Annotated in this window: 11 protein-coding genes, 1 tRNA gene and 3 pseudogenes; 3 read left to right on the top strand and 12 right to left on the bottom strand. The window is 60.7% G+C overall.

The window, feature by feature from the left end; all coding sequences use genetic code 11:
- The first annotated feature begins 35 nt into the window (after positions 1–35).
- Both SynPROSU1_RS10760 and SynPROSU1_RS10755 read left to right on the top strand, forming a co-directional pair.
- Positions 36–1,067 (top strand): hypothetical protein, encoded by a 1,032-nt coding sequence (locus SynPROSU1_RS10760; protein WP_255444650.1) that lies wholly within the window; start codon positions 36–38, stop codon positions 1,065–1,067.
- On the top strand, positions 1,067–2,125 hold the full coding sequence (locus SynPROSU1_RS10755) for a hypothetical protein (RefSeq protein ID WP_186570494.1): 1,059 nt from the start codon (positions 1,067–1,069) through the stop codon (positions 2,123–2,125). Before SynPROSU1_RS10760 ends, SynPROSU1_RS10755 begins: the two co-directional genes overlap by 1 nt.
- A gap of 114 nt (positions 2,126–2,239) precedes the next feature.
- Here the strand turns inward: SynPROSU1_RS10755 and SynPROSU1_RS10750 are convergent.
- A tRNA-Thr gene (locus tag SynPROSU1_RS10750) sits at positions 2,240–2,312 on the bottom strand.
- A gap of 43 nt (positions 2,313–2,355) precedes the next feature.
- Here SynPROSU1_RS10750 and SynPROSU1_RS10745 point away from each other — a divergent pair.
- A complete protein-coding gene (locus SynPROSU1_RS10745; RefSeq protein ID WP_186570493.1) occupies positions 2,356–2,628 on the top strand; it encodes a DUF3493 domain-containing protein in 273 nt (90 codons plus the stop codon).
- A gap of 528 nt (positions 2,629–3,156) precedes the next feature.
- Here the strand turns inward: SynPROSU1_RS10745 and SynPROSU1_RS14055 are convergent.
- From SynPROSU1_RS14055 to rppA, 11 genes and pseudogenes are all read right to left on the bottom strand, one after another.
- Positions 3,157–3,717, bottom strand: a pseudogene (locus tag SynPROSU1_RS14055) (low-complexity tail membrane protein); the annotation flags it as partial.
- A gap of 14 nt (positions 3,718–3,731) precedes the next feature.
- Complete coding sequence (gene infB / locus SynPROSU1_RS10740) at positions 3,732–7,109, bottom strand: translation initiation factor IF-2 (RefSeq protein WP_186570492.1); 3,378 nt, start codon at positions 7,107–7,109, stop codon at positions 3,732–3,734.
- A gap of 69 nt (positions 7,110–7,178) precedes the next feature.
- Positions 7,179–7,457, bottom strand: coding sequence for a YlxR family protein (locus SynPROSU1_RS10735; RefSeq protein ID WP_186570491.1), 279 nt, complete (start codon positions 7,455–7,457; stop codon positions 7,179–7,181).
- Complete coding sequence (gene nusA, locus SynPROSU1_RS10730) at positions 7,454–8,944, bottom strand: transcription termination factor NusA (protein ID WP_186570490.1); 1,491 nt, start codon at positions 8,942–8,944, stop codon at positions 7,454–7,456. The genes SynPROSU1_RS10735 and nusA overlap by 4 nt, the downstream gene beginning before the upstream one ends.
- Before the next feature lie 53 nt (positions 8,945–8,997).
- On the bottom strand, positions 8,998–9,465 hold the full coding sequence (rimP, locus tag SynPROSU1_RS10725) for a ribosome maturation factor RimP (RefSeq protein WP_186570489.1): 468 nt from the start codon (positions 9,463–9,465) through the stop codon (positions 8,998–9,000).
- Positions 9,466–9,574: 109 nt separating this feature from the next.
- A complete protein-coding gene (locus tag SynPROSU1_RS10720) occupies positions 9,575–9,832 on the bottom strand; it encodes a hypothetical protein (RefSeq protein ID WP_370586225.1) in 258 nt (85 codons plus the stop codon).
- A 58-nt stretch (positions 9,833–9,890) separates the two neighbouring features.
- Positions 9,891–10,214, bottom strand: a pseudogene (locus tag SynPROSU1_RS14050) (hypothetical protein); the annotation flags it as partial.
- 384 nt (positions 10,215–10,598) lie between these two features.
- Positions 10,599–10,757, bottom strand: a pseudogene (locus SynPROSU1_RS14045) (glutaredoxin family protein); the annotation flags it as partial.
- A gap of 31 nt (positions 10,758–10,788) precedes the next feature.
- On the bottom strand, positions 10,789–11,199 hold the full coding sequence (locus SynPROSU1_RS10710; protein ID WP_115070381.1) for a DUF411 domain-containing protein: 411 nt from the start codon (positions 11,197–11,199) through the stop codon (positions 10,789–10,791).
- A 60-nt stretch (positions 11,200–11,259) separates the two neighbouring features.
- On the bottom strand, positions 11,260–12,588 hold the full coding sequence (locus tag SynPROSU1_RS10705; protein WP_186473046.1) for a cell wall metabolism sensor histidine kinase WalK: 1,329 nt from the start codon (positions 12,586–12,588) through the stop codon (positions 11,260–11,262).
- Positions 12,588–13,298: a two-component system response regulator RppA gene (gene rppA, locus SynPROSU1_RS10700; RefSeq protein ID WP_370586224.1), complete on the bottom strand. Its 711-nt coding sequence runs from the start codon at positions 13,296–13,298 to the stop codon at positions 12,588–12,590. Before rppA ends, SynPROSU1_RS10705 begins: the two co-directional genes overlap by 1 nt.
- Positions 13,299–13,305: the final 7 nt, after the last annotated feature.

The following is a 13,305-nucleotide window of genomic DNA, read 5'->3' as shown; positions in this document are numbered from 1 at the left end:
TCTCGTCCCGTCGCATTCGCTGGTTGATCCCATTGGTGGCAGCGGCTCTTGTGATGAGCATGTTGTTCCACCCATTTCTGAATAAGTCTTCGTCGCTGCCTGCAACGACATCCCCTCCGGTTTTTGACTGGGACAGGCTGTCTCAAACACTGGTTGATGTGCCTGAAGATCAGTTTGGGCCGCCAGGAGTGTTGCAAGTTGGCGCTTACATTACGAATCTGACTGATATTGATCTTCTGGAAAATCGATTTTCCGTACAACTTTTTTTGTGGTCGATTTGGTCTGGTCCTGCTGAGCAGAATCCCAGTGATTCCCTGACCGTACTGAATGGCATTTATGACGGCGATGTGCAGCGTTTTGAACTGGTGCGCCGAGAGGCCCGTGATGATGGGCGTGTCTGGAGTCTGTACCGCATTCGCACCCAGGTGGTTCAGCGCTGGCAGTTGAGTCGCTACCCCTTTGATAACCAGCATTTAAAGGTTGAGGTTGGCTTTCTTGATCCACTGAACCAAACAACTTTGGAGGTGGTGCCGTTCAATGGCTTTTCTCTGAGTCCAGGTTTATTTCTTCCTGGATGGTTGCTGCATGATGCCGAGGCCTTCCCCTCCCAGGTGGCATTGATGAGTGATCTTGGCTCTCAGATTGAGACCGGATTGTCTTTGATTCGCCAGCGCACGGTGGTGTTTCAGATGCATTTGGAACGGGTGAGCCTGCTGTGGTTTACACCTGATTTTCTTGGATACATTCTTGCTGTTGGTCTGTGCTGCATGGCTTTGCTGATCAGTCGCAGTCGCGATGATCTAATCCTTGCGGCGGTTGTTTCCGCAGGTGGTAATTACGTCTTTATTGCTGGAAAATTGCCTGTGACAGCCATGAGTGGATTTATCGGCAATCTTCAGATTATTATTTTTCTTGGTATCCTTTATGTGGTTGGTGCGGATGAGGTTATTGACAATCACTTGTGCCAGTACTCGCAGCGTGTGTCTGGGATTCTGCGGCGTTTTCTGTTGCCAAGCTATTTGGCCTTTACCTTGTTTGGTGTCTACTTGATCATCCCCTCAAGCTGATGTCCTTGCCTCGCTTTGGCTCGCAAACACTCGCTTCGGTTGGCATCAGTCTGTTGGTGGTGGTGGCGGCATTTCTAGCCATCCGTCCTAAATTTTCGGAAGGCCGTCTTCGTCTCGATAACAAACATTTGTTGACGCCGATCGAAGTGCAGGCCATTCCCGATGGTGTTCTTCCGGTTGTTCTTGGTCGTGATCTCGGCGATACGGAGCGTGAATTTAAAACGCAGCTGTTGCGCTTGATCATGGAGCGCAGCGGTGTGGACTTTGACTTTGGCTTAACCGCTGAAGATCTATCGCAAGATGCAGCCATTGATGCTTTGGCGTCTGGTCAGCTGGTGGGAGATAAGAACCCCCACGCCATCACCATCGGTGCCTATGGCGCAGGTCGAGCATTGAATAGGCGTCTGCGGGCGATACCGATTCCTATTACCGGAGGAGTCTTGGGCCTTCGCGTCGGTTGGACCCACGACAAGCGCTTGCCCAAGTTGGCTTCTGTCGACAACTTGATCGACTTACGGGAACTGACCCTGCTGCAAGGCCACGGATGGAGTGAGCTGGATATTTTTGATGCGGCTGGGCTGAGAACGTTTGAAACAGCAGGAGACAATTTATTTCGACTGGTTGATCAGCAGAGGGTGGATCTACTGCTGCGTGGTGTGGCGGAAATTGAAGGTGAACAGTCTGTTGTGAGTCGCTTTTCCGATGAACTGGTTCTTGATCCCAATGTCCTGGTGGCTTATCCATTTGCGGGTTTCTTTTATGTCAGCCCAAATAACAAAAAACTGGCTGATGCTGTGGCAAAGGGCTTTGAGGAAATTATTCGTGATGGGTCCTATCAGCAACTACTCGAATCTCAGGTGTATACCTCCTGGCTGCGTGATCGTCTGAAGCTCAAGCAAAGGCGCGTGATCTTTATTCCCAATCCCGAAGCCCATGGGGTTCTGGATGTTGTATCTCCTCAGGATTGGATCGTTCCTTGGGGATTGCTGGCTGATGGAACAGTGCAGACGGGTGAACAGCTATGCATCATTCCTGGCCTTGCTGCACTTTGCAATTAGCCCATTCGGCCATGCTGCCTGATGTGTTGCCACCAGGTGGATTGATTCAATCTGCAGGAGCATCACTGAAAAATGCAACCAACCAGTGCTGAAACCACTGCGAGCATGATGTGAAGCCGATGACCTGACTTGAACAGGCGACCCACGCTTTACGAAAGCGTTGCTCTACCGGCTGAGCTACATCGGCGTCCTTGGCAATTTAACATTTGCTCTGAATCCCACAGGGACGTTTGTCCGATAATCAGCGCCCTAAATCCAGCCTGGACCCTGCGTTGCGGGAACGGTTGCTCAAAGAGTCACAGACTCCCTGGCGGGGTCTCCGGCGATTGCTCTGGTTCGCTCTTTTTGCGTCCGCCGGGCTCGGCCTGTTCACCATGGCCTTCCGTGCTTCCGCCGGCGGCAGTCTCGCCTTGGCCGATGTCGGGATCCAGGGCGGAGCTCTCCTCCTCTTCTCCGGGCTGCTCTGGTTCGACCGGGAGAGAAGCGGCAGTAGCGGCGAATGATTCAAGGGGCGCCGCTGGGTTGACGTCCTCGTCTTCTGCGTCGGCTTCACCCTCTCCTCTCTCATCAGCACCTTCCCCTTCAGCATCCTTGTCCTCAGAACTGTCGACATTCGCTGCGACGTCGGTGCTGCTGGCCTGGGTTTCGTCGTCTGGCTCCAGCTCGTCAGCCTCCGCTGTCTCAGGGTGATCCGACTGCTCAGACATCGACAGGTTGATGTTTGAGCCGTTTTGGTCGGTGCTGTCCTCCATTTCAGGCCCCGAGGGATCCTCAGAGCCCCTGTCGTCCTTGGGTCCCTCGTTGTTGGGCGGATTGTTGTCTTTTTCGCCTTCCTTTTGGTCGTCGTCATCGCTGGCAGAGGCATCGACGTCTGCAGCCGCCTCGCCTTGATCTGGTTCCTCGGCTTCACCGGCAACAGGGCCCTCACCACTTTCTTCTGTGCTTTGGTCTGCCGCTAGCTCGGACCCTGCCGGCTCGGTCACTGCTGGCACTGCAGCCTCCGGCCACTCCAGTCTGGGCAGGTTGAGCAGCTGCAAGCCAAGGCTGGTGCGCTGTGTTGCAACAGCATCAGCACGGAAGGTTGAATCGGCAGGCGCGACCCTTGCGGCCGAACCAAACAACAGGGTTACAGCTTGAGCCAGCTGCTGCAGCTGCCAGACGATCAGCGCCAGCAATGGGCAGACAAGCAGCAGCGTGACCAGGCGAGATTGCCCCGAGACCAGGGAAAACTCATTCGCCAGCACCGCTGAGTCATCAAGCCACCAGAGGACTGGCAGCAAGATGAGCGCAGCCATGACCACTGCAACGCGCCCGCTGAGTCCGTTCTGGGATGCACTGATGCGGAGTTGATCGTTGCTGCGGCTGGTCAGAGGCTGACGCACCAGCACCAGGGATCCCCAATCGGCGGGGCGTCGCCATAACGCCACAGCCGGGCCCAGCACCCCGACGCCCCAGATCAGAAATCTCTCCACACCAGGAACAGGCCCTGGATCCGCGCCGGCCAGAACCAGGCGAATCAGCAGCAGCTCTAGGGGGATGGCTCCTAGAGCAAGGCACTGAAGCCAAAGCAGTGGCTCGCTGCGGGGCTGCACGGTCGCTTGCGGGGTCAGGTGGTGAGTTTGCGGCGCTGGGTGACCATCTTGAAGGCTTCAATACGATCGCCTTCCTCCCAGTTGGCGAACCGATCGGTGCCGACACCGCACTCGAAGCCTGTGGCCACTTCCTTGACGTCGTCCTTGTTCCGGCGCAAGGAGTCGAGGTCGCCTTCGTAGACCACCTGCTTGCCGCGGTGCACCCGCACCCGGCAGTTGCGATGCAACTTGCCGGTGGTGACATAACAGCCCGCAACGGCGCTCTTGCCGATGGTGAACACGGCGCGCACCTCGGCTTCGCCCAGGGCTTCCTCCACCAGCTCCGGCTCCAGCAGACCTTCCATCGCCATCTGGATGTCTTCCAGCAGCTTGTAGATCACGTCGTAATCGCGGACATCCACCCCGGTGGCATCGGCAGCCTTCTTGGCTCCTGAGGCCATGGATGTGTTGAAGCCCACGATCACAGCGCCGGATGCGGCGGCCAGATCCACGTCGGTTTCCGTGACTTCGCCGGGTGCGGAGAGCAGAACGCGGACCTGAACCTCATCCTTGGGCAACTGTTCGAGCGATCCGAGGATGGCTTCCACAGAGCCTTGAACATCCGCCTTCAGAATCAGGTTGAGCTCCTTGAGCTCGCCATCATTGGCCTGGCCCGACATGGCGGTGAGTGAAACCCGGCGCGACGCCATCTGCTGGGCAAGACGCGTGGCGCGGGCATCGGAGGCGCGATCGCCCACAACAGCCCGGGCTGACTTCTCATCGGGATACACCTCAAACTCATCACCAGCAGTTGGGACCTCGCTGAAGCCCAGCGCTTCCACGGCAAAGGATGGACCAGCAGCCTTGAGCCGTTGACGGTTGTCGTCCACCATGGCTCGCACCTTGCCCAGCACCGGACCAGCGGCGACCACGTCGCCAGTCTTGAGGGTGCCGTTTTGCACCAGGAGCGTGGCGACGGGGCCTTTGGCCTTGTCGAGGTGTGCCTCGATCACGGTGCCGCGGGCCAGGCGATCCGGGTTGGCTTGCAGGTCTTCCACTTCGGTGACCAGCAGAAGCATCTCCAGGAGCTTGTCGATGTTCTCGCCTTTGATGGCACTCACCGGAACCATCACCACATCGCCACCCCAGTCTTCCGCCAGCAGGTTTTGCTCGGACAGCTCCTGCTTTACCCGCTCGGGCGATGAACCTTCTTTGTCGATCTTGTTGATCGCCACCACGATCGGCACTTCAGCCGCCCTGGCATGGCTGATGGCTTCCAGGGTCTGAGGGCGGACGCCGTCATCAGCGGCTACCACCAGCACAGCCACGTCGGTCACCTTGGTGCCGCGAGCCCGCATCGCGGTGAACGCTTCGTGGCCTGGGGTGTCCAGGAAGGTGAGTTTGCGTGGCTCGTTGTTGTGCTCGACCTCAACCTGATAAGCACCGATGTGCTGGGTAATGCCTCCGGCCTCTCCCGCAGCGACGCGGGCCTGGCGGATGGCATCCAGCAGGCTGGTTTTGCCGTGGTCGACGTGGCCCATGACGGTGACCACGGGAGGACGTCGGATCAGGTGAGCCTTGTCGGTTTCCTCGATCATTTCGACGGTCTTCTTCGCCGCCTCCTCCACGTCGTCCTGGAGGACTGGCACACCAAATTCGTCGGCGACGGCTTCGATCGTCGGCATGTCCAGGGTCTGGGTGACCGTGGCGATGATCCCCTTGAAGAACAGGGATTTGATGATCTCCGAGCTTTCGACGCTCAGCATGTCCGCCAGTTCCTGCACCGTGAGGTTGTCCTCCGGCACCACGATCATTTCGGGACGCACCTGTTTGGCTTCCCGGGCTGCTCGCAGCTCCATGGCACGCCGGCGCTGACGCTGACGGGCGGTTTCCTTCTTGCGCTTGCGTATCGCAGCAACCGGTTTCGGTGCCGTGCGCTGCTGTGATTTCGGCTTAGCGGGACGAGCCAAGCTCGCCGAGAGAACCATGTTCTCCTGTTCGCCGGCGAAGCCGCCGGTTTGTGCCGCCAACGAATCATCGTTTTCGCCGATGATGTGCACCTTCTGGCGCTGCTTCTGCGGCGAGCGGCTACGCAGGGCCTCCAGCTTGGCGCTGTCATCCCAATCCGGCCGGCCAGGTCGCCGCTGGCCACCGGGTCCGCCAGGACGGAAGCTGGGTCGACGGGGGGCCGATGGAGCGGTCGGACGTGCCACGGGTGGTGTGGCAGTGCCTGCACCGGTTTTGGCAGGTGCATCGGGTCGGCGCGGGGCCGGTGCCGTGGGTCGGCCAACCGGCTTCTGCAGCTGCATGAGCTCACCGGGAGCCACCGGTTTGCGCATCCCAGCTGGCATTCCCGGACGTCCAGGAGCTCCCGGACGGGTGGGTGCGCCAGGGCGTCCACTGCCGGCCGTGCTGCCATCGCGACGAATCGGCTTTCCGACCAGCTCCAGTGTGTTGCCGGAGCGTTGAGGCATCCCGGGGCGACTCTGTCGCGCTGGTGCGCCAGGGCGGCTCGGGCTTCCCTGGCGTTGGGGCACGCCGGTGCCGGCGGGGCGGCGCGGCACCGGTTTGCCGACGAGTTCGGGCTTAGGTGTTGGCCGTGACGGTGCTGCGCCTGGTTTTGCGGGGGCACCTGCACGGGCCGGAGCACCGGGCCGTGTCGGGGCTCCAGCGCGGATGATCTGTGGTTTGGGCTGGCCCTGTCCAGGGGTGGGGCGAGCTGGACTTCCAGCCCCTGCGGGGCGAGGCGTCGGCCGAGACGCTGTGGGTCGCGGTATTGGTGCCGTTGGTTTGGCGGCAGCCTTGGGTTTGCTCACCAGTTCCGGCTTGCCCACTGGTGGCTTGCTGACGGGCTGTGGCTTGGACGCTGCTCGCGGTGCGGGTGATGCGGCAGGCCGCGGCACGGGTTTCGAAGCCGTGGGTCGCGCTGGCGCTGCAGGCGGCTTTTGCGGGGTGGAGGGTCGTGCTGGGGGTGCCGACGATGTCGCGGGAGCCGGCGTGGGCTTGCTGATCACCGGTTTCGGTGTTGCTGCTGCCGGTGGCCTCGGGGCCGCTTGCGGCTTGGCGGCCACCTGGGGCTTGGCTGCTACCTGGGGCTTGGCTGCCACCGGCTTCGCCACGACAGGCTTACTGACGGCCGGAGTGGGTTGGCTCGGTGCGGCAGGAGCTGCTTTTTTCACCGACAGGATGGCTTTACCCGCAGTGGGCTTGGCAGGAGCCGTCGCAGTGGGCTTGGCCCCATTCCCGCCCTTGCTAAGCAGCGAACGGATCTTGCCGGCTTCAGCGTCACTGATCGAGCTGCTGTGGCTCTTCGCAGCGATTGAGAGCTTTTCAGCCGCGTCCAGCACGTCCTTGTTCTCAAGGCCGAGGTCCTTGGACAGCTCGTAAATTCTGACTTTGCCGCTGCTGGTCATTCAGTTCGGGTCTCCGATCGGTCCGGGCATGGAATGCCGCGGTGGCCACGCACACAGCGGGGCCAATGTTCAGTCTGCCTCAGCGGATTCACCATTGGTCTGATTAAGCCGCTGTTTCAACACCGCGAGCACTGTTTCCGGCACCTGACAACGCAGGGCTTTCTGCAGGCGTTTGCGGCGGGTTGCCTCCTCAAGGCAGTTTTCCTCGGGACAGAGATAGGCCGATCGGCCCATCCCTGCATCGAGGAGAACTCCGTCCTGATGGTCGCGGATCACCCTCCAGAGCTGGCGGCGATCCAAGAGCTGGCGGCAGGCCACGCAGCGACGCAGGACGGGTCGCTCACTCACCGGACCTGCTCCTGGTCTGGATCGGCATCAACCGCTGCGTCGGTGTCGTCTGGTTCTGCTTCTGCTTCCGGTTCTGCTTCTGCTTCCGGTTCTGCTTCTGTGCCGGCTTCACCCTCTAGCTCAGCTTCCTCAAACTCAGCGGGCTGCTCGTCCGCGAACTCCTGCCCCGGCTGCTCCTCGCCGTACTCCTCTTCGTCTTCCGGCAGCGGGTAAAGCTCCCGCAGGCGTGCATCCTCTTCGGCCCGAGCAGCCTGTTCCGCGGCCAGGCGTTCCTCGGCTTGCTGTTGCAGGGCTTCCTCTTCTTCCCGTTGGGAGATCAACTCGGCTACGACGGCGTCCTCAGCGGCCTGGTCGTACTCGGTGGAGTTCTTGATGTCGATCTTCCAGCCGGTGAGTCGTGCGGCAAGACGCACATTTTGGCCTTCACGGCCGATGGCCAAGCTCAGCTGATCGGGGGGAACCAGCACGTGGGCATGCTGGCCAACGGGATCAACGAGGCGCACCATTTCCACCCGAGCGGGGCTGAGGGAATTGGCGATGTACTGGCCCGGATCGTGAGACCAGCGGATGACGTCGATTTTTTCTCCGCGCAGTTCATTCACCACCTGCTGAATCCGGGAACCGCGGGCGCCAATGCAGGCGCCGACGGGATCGACTTCACGCTCGATGCTGTCGACGGCCACCTTGGTGCGGGGTCCCACGGAACGGGAGGGAGGATTCGCTTCGCGTGCCACGGCCACGATCCGAACCGATCCTTCCTGAATTTCGGGAACTTCGTTCTCGAACAGGTAAACCACCAAACCGGCATTGGATCTGCTGACGAACAGCTGGGGTCCCCGCCGGGGAACTTCGCTTACCTCTTTGAGGAAGACCTTGAAGGTGGCGTTGGCGCGATAGTTGTCGTTGGGCAGCTGGTCGCGCCGGGGAAGTTCCGCTTCGACTTCCGGGCGTCCCAGGCCTGAGCTGACCGCCATGATCACGGACTGGCGCTCGAAGCGGATCACTCGGGCCGTCAGCACCGGATCCTCCAGATCAGCGAATTCCTCCTGGATCATGCGGCGCTGCTGATCCCGCAGCTTCTGGGCCAGCACCTGTTTGGTGGTGGCGGCGGCCATGCGGCCGAAATCCTCTTTCTCTGGGGTGACATCCAGCACCACCGTGTCGCCCACCTGGGCGTCATCGGCCACTTGCATCACCTCGGCGATGGCGATCTGGTGGTCTTCGCTCTCCACCTCATCAACAATGATCTTGCTGGCGAGAACTCGGTAGCCCTCTTCCTCTAGGTCGAGGCCGACGTCGAAATTGCTGAAGTACTCCTCATCAAAGGGGTCTTCACTGATCCCGAGGTACAGGGTGCGCCGGTAGCGCTCGTAGCCCTTCAGCAAGGCCTCGCGCAGGGCCGCTTCCACCACCTGAGGTGGCAGCTTCTTCTCTTCACTGATGTCATCGATCAGGTTGCTGAGACCGGGAAGAAGGACGAGAGCCATCGCGTTGGGTTAGGGGGGAAGAGTTGAGCGTTTTCAGGGGGTGAAAGCTGGGTTCAGCTGCCTGGACTGGTGAGACGGACACCGATCACGCCATCCCGGGGAATCCGTTTGATGCGCCCGCGGATGTTGATCTGCAGCGTGTCGGCGTCGCGTTCGAGCAAAAGGCCCTCCAGACGTTGCTCGCTGTCGTCCTTGTCGCGGTGAAGCACCTCCACGGGGAAGCCGCGGAAGGTCTCAAAGTCGCGATCACTGGACAGCTGCTCGCCGATCCCAGGACTGCTGATCTCCAGAACATACGCGTCAGTGAGCAGGGTCGAGGCCTCAAGGGCATCGCCAAGCACTCCGCTGAAACCCGCGCAGTCGTCGAGGCTCACATCTGCTCCGCTGCTATGGCGGATCTGCACTTCCAGAATCATTGGGCTCATGTGGGTGAGCAGCTGAATGCTGCAAAGCGCAAAGCCTTTGCTGGCGGCCACGTCAGTGGCCAGCGATTCAAGATCTGGAAGCAGAGGATGAGGCAACGCGAACTGAGGGCGGACGTCGGTCCGACGTGCATTTCAGTTGTGACCGATCTCCGCAGGGAGATGCCCGTCGGACACACCATCAATGTACGGGACCGTCTACCCGCCGTCAGGCATTGCCCAGATCGATGGGCGGTGCGTCGGGGAAGGCATCCCCCGGCTGTTCGGTGCCGCGACCGTCGGAATCCTGATTGATGCAGAGGCGCTGACGCTCCGGGTCAGTCACGTACTGACAAACGCGACTCCAGAGTTTGCTGCGGCTGCCCTGGGGACCATTGCTGAACGTCACCAAATCGGGAAGGCCAGGCCGGTCTTCGATCATGACCTGGCAGAGCTCACAGCGTTGTGACGCAGCGGATGTGCTCAAGGGTGAAGATCACAAAACGGCCTGACCTTAAGCAGCAGAAGCACGTCCTGCTGTGCGATCAGTGGCAGCCCTGCACCGAAATGCGGTAGCTGAATCCAGTGGCTTGTGGGTCTTTGTTGGCCCCGATCCGGAAATTCACCTGGCTGACGCTCTTGCCAGCTACCTGCTGGAAGGGTCCGAACATCCGGCCCGTGCCTACGGGGGGCTGCAGTTGTTCATCGGCCACTTTGAGGTTGCTGCCATCGCTGAATTTGAGGAAGGCCTGGATCGGGTAGCTGCTGGGGTCGCTGGAATCAGCGGTGAAAAACAGCTTGAAACTGCGGTAGGGCTGATCCACAACGAAATCGGTGTTCCAGTTGGTGCGGCCGACGGCTTTGCCGACGGAGACCATGCCCATCACACCGAGAAGCACTGCTGTCACGCCAATCACAGCTTCAAGGCCCATACTCTCGGCCGATTGCAGCATCCCAAGTCCCACCAATAGCTCAACAGCGGGATACAGTTTTCCCCAGGCCTGCCAACGCTGCGTGAGCAGGTCATATTTGCGGAAGCTTGCAGCGAATGCCGCAATATCCATCAGCTTGAGCATCGCCAACAGGCAGATCGCCAGGCCCATGTAGCCCCGGATTTCGCCCCCTAATGCCAGGTTGATCAACAGAGCGCTCAGGAACACAGCGATCACTGGTGCGTAGGACACCTCTGCTGTTTCCGCGGTGACACCAAGCCGTTTCGCCAGCTCGGTGTAGCCCCCAATGCGCTCCGCGCCGGCAAACACCTGCGGCGTGGTGGTCACACCGTGGGCATGCTTGAAGGCTTCCACCTCCGCCTGGCTGCGCAGAGGATGATCCTCAAACGGAATCCCCTGGGCGCGCAGGAGCTGAAGCGCGCGCTGCCCCCACGGACAGGCATGCTCGGGCGTCTCCATCCTGTAGAGACGCACAGCGCTGAGTTCCGGCTTAGCCATCACCCTCCACCGTCTGGAAGGCTTGGGTCCGGCCGGATTCGGTGAAGGTGAACACCGTGTAGCTCTCTGTCTTGAACGGTGATTCCATGCCGGGCGAACCGAGCGGCATACCGGGTACGGCAATTCCGGCCACCTGTGGGCGTTCCTTCAGCAGCCGCTGAATCGCCGACACTGGAATATGACCCTCAACCGTGTAACCCCCAATCCGGGCGGTGTGACAGGACTGCAGCTGAGGTGGAACGCCGTAGCGCTGCTTGATGCTCGCAAGGTTGCTCGTCACGTAGTCCTTCACTGTGAAGCCGGCTTGCCTGAGGTGGTCCAGCCAGCCTTTGCAGCAGCCACAGCTTGGGGAGCGATAGGCGGAAACCACCGCAGGCACAGGTATGGCGGCGACTGGAGGCATCAACAGAGGCACAGGAGGGCGGCGACTGCTTCCACCGTAAACACTCCAGTCGGTGGAGAGTCAATGGGGTGGCTCAGCCGCCGGAATCTCCAGGGAGAAGCAGCTGCCGCATCCAGTCCTGGAGTGCACCTGGATTGCTGCGCGATGGCGGACGGCGATGGCTTGCGCGATGGCCAGCCCCAGCCCACTGCCACCCTGGAGGCGTGAGCGAGACGGATCCAGTCGCGTGAAGCGATCAAAGATTCGGCCCTGCATCTCCTCAGCGATGCCAGGTCCGTTGTCGGTGATTGAAAGCTGGAAATGGCGACCCTGGTGCTTCAGGGAGACGTCGATCGCGCCACCTGCTGGGCTGTGCTGCATCGCGTTGCTCAGCAGATTGATCACAAGCCGGCTGAGTTCTGTCTCCGCCCCAAGCACCTTGGCACTGGACATCCATGACGTGTGAATCAGGCTCACCTGAGCAGCCGCAGCTGTCTCTGAAAAATCCTCCATCACATCGGCCGTGATCTCGGCGAGATCACACACCGTTGCCGGCTCCCGCTCGCAGGGTCGTTCAAGGCTGGCGAGCAACAACAGGTCGCCGATCAGGTTCTGCAGGCGCCGGCCCTGGGCCAGCACCCGATCCCAGCGTCCTGTCTCCACCACTGCCATCAAGTTGGCCAGCGGGGTGCGTAATTCGTGGGCCACATCGGCGCTGAACTGCTCCTGTCGCTGATAGGCCTCCAGTAATGGTGCCATCGCCAATCCAGCCAGCCACCAGCTGGCAGCGCCCATGGCCAGCAGCGCAACGAGGAAGACAGCATGTCCCAACCACACCAGCTGTTGTGCTTCCCGGTCCAGATCGTTCAGGCTGTGTGAAATCTGAAGGAATCCCCAGACGGGTTCTCTGTTGCTGTTGGAGTGATGCAGATGAATGGAGTAGGTGAGCCAGCGCCGGCCAGCGGGTTCTTGCGTGAGCTGCCAACCTTGATCAGCCGCTGGCGGGAGCAGGATCGGAGCCCCGGGGGAGCTGGCCAGCAGAGCACCGTTGGGATCGAGAACACGCAGCTTGTAGCGGTCGGAATCGGTGGCACTGATGGCATGGCGTTCAACCAATGAATCCGGTGCCTTGCAAGGCTCTCCTGCAATACAGAGGCCCGGTAGAACCGAAACAAGTGCGGGCGTGGGCCGGGCCGCCTGCGGCAGCAGGACAGGCTTGAGACTGTCGTGCAGGGTGCCGGCAAGAGCTTGCAGTTCACGCCGGATGGCGCTGTCCTGGCTCTGCAGCAACAGCCGTCCCATCGCGAACCCCGCGCCGTAAAGGAGTGCACCCATCACCAGCAAGGAGAGTCCCGCCAGTCTCAATCGAGCTTGAAATAACAGGCGATGCGCTGGCGTTTGGATGGTCATCACAGCAACACCGCAGCATGCGGGTTCAGCCGATACCCCTTACTCGGTATGGTTTCAATCGGAGAAGCAAGCCCATGAGAAGCAAGCTTGCGCCGCAGCAATCGCACCTGGGCGGCAACAACATTGCTGATGGGATCCTGCTGCAGATTCCACAGTTGGTTGCGCAAGCGTGAGCCGGAAATCACCTCACCGGGGTGTTCCAGGAAATAGCTCATCAGTTGCTGCTCTTTCGTGGAGAGCTCAATGCAAACCTCAGCTGCGGCTGTTGCCACGAGCAACTGCCCCGCGGCGAGATCCAGCCGGAAGCAACCGGCTTCCAGGAGCGGCGCCCGATAGCTGGGCTGTCGCCGCTGCAACGCCCGTACCCGTGCGAGCAGCTCCTCCATCGCGAAGGGCTTGCTCAGATAGTCGTCCGCGCCGGCATCCAGGCCCTCAACCCGGTCGGCTGTTTCGTTACGGGCCGTGAGCAGCAAGAGCGGTAGCGCCAGGCCCCGCGATCGCGTTCGCCTGCACAGATCGAGGCCGCTGAGCTCCGGGAGCATCCAATCAAGAATTCCCAGGTCGTAGTGGGCCTGATCACTCCCCAGAAGCACCCAGCCGTCCTGACCGCTGACGCAGTGATCCACCACATGGCCCTGGCCCTCCAGGGCTGCCTGGATGGATCGCGCTAGATCCATCTCGTCCTCCACCAACAGGATCCGCATGGGCATCGGCGTG

It is taken from the genome of Synechococcus sp. PROS-U-1, assembly GCF_014279755.1.
In the GTDB taxonomy this organism is placed as follows: Bacteria; Cyanobacteriota; Cyanobacteriia; order PCC-6307; family Cyanobiaceae; genus Parasynechococcus.
The sequence above is the reverse complement of the archived record's forward strand: the minus strand, read 5'-3'. Positions and strand labels throughout refer to the sequence as shown.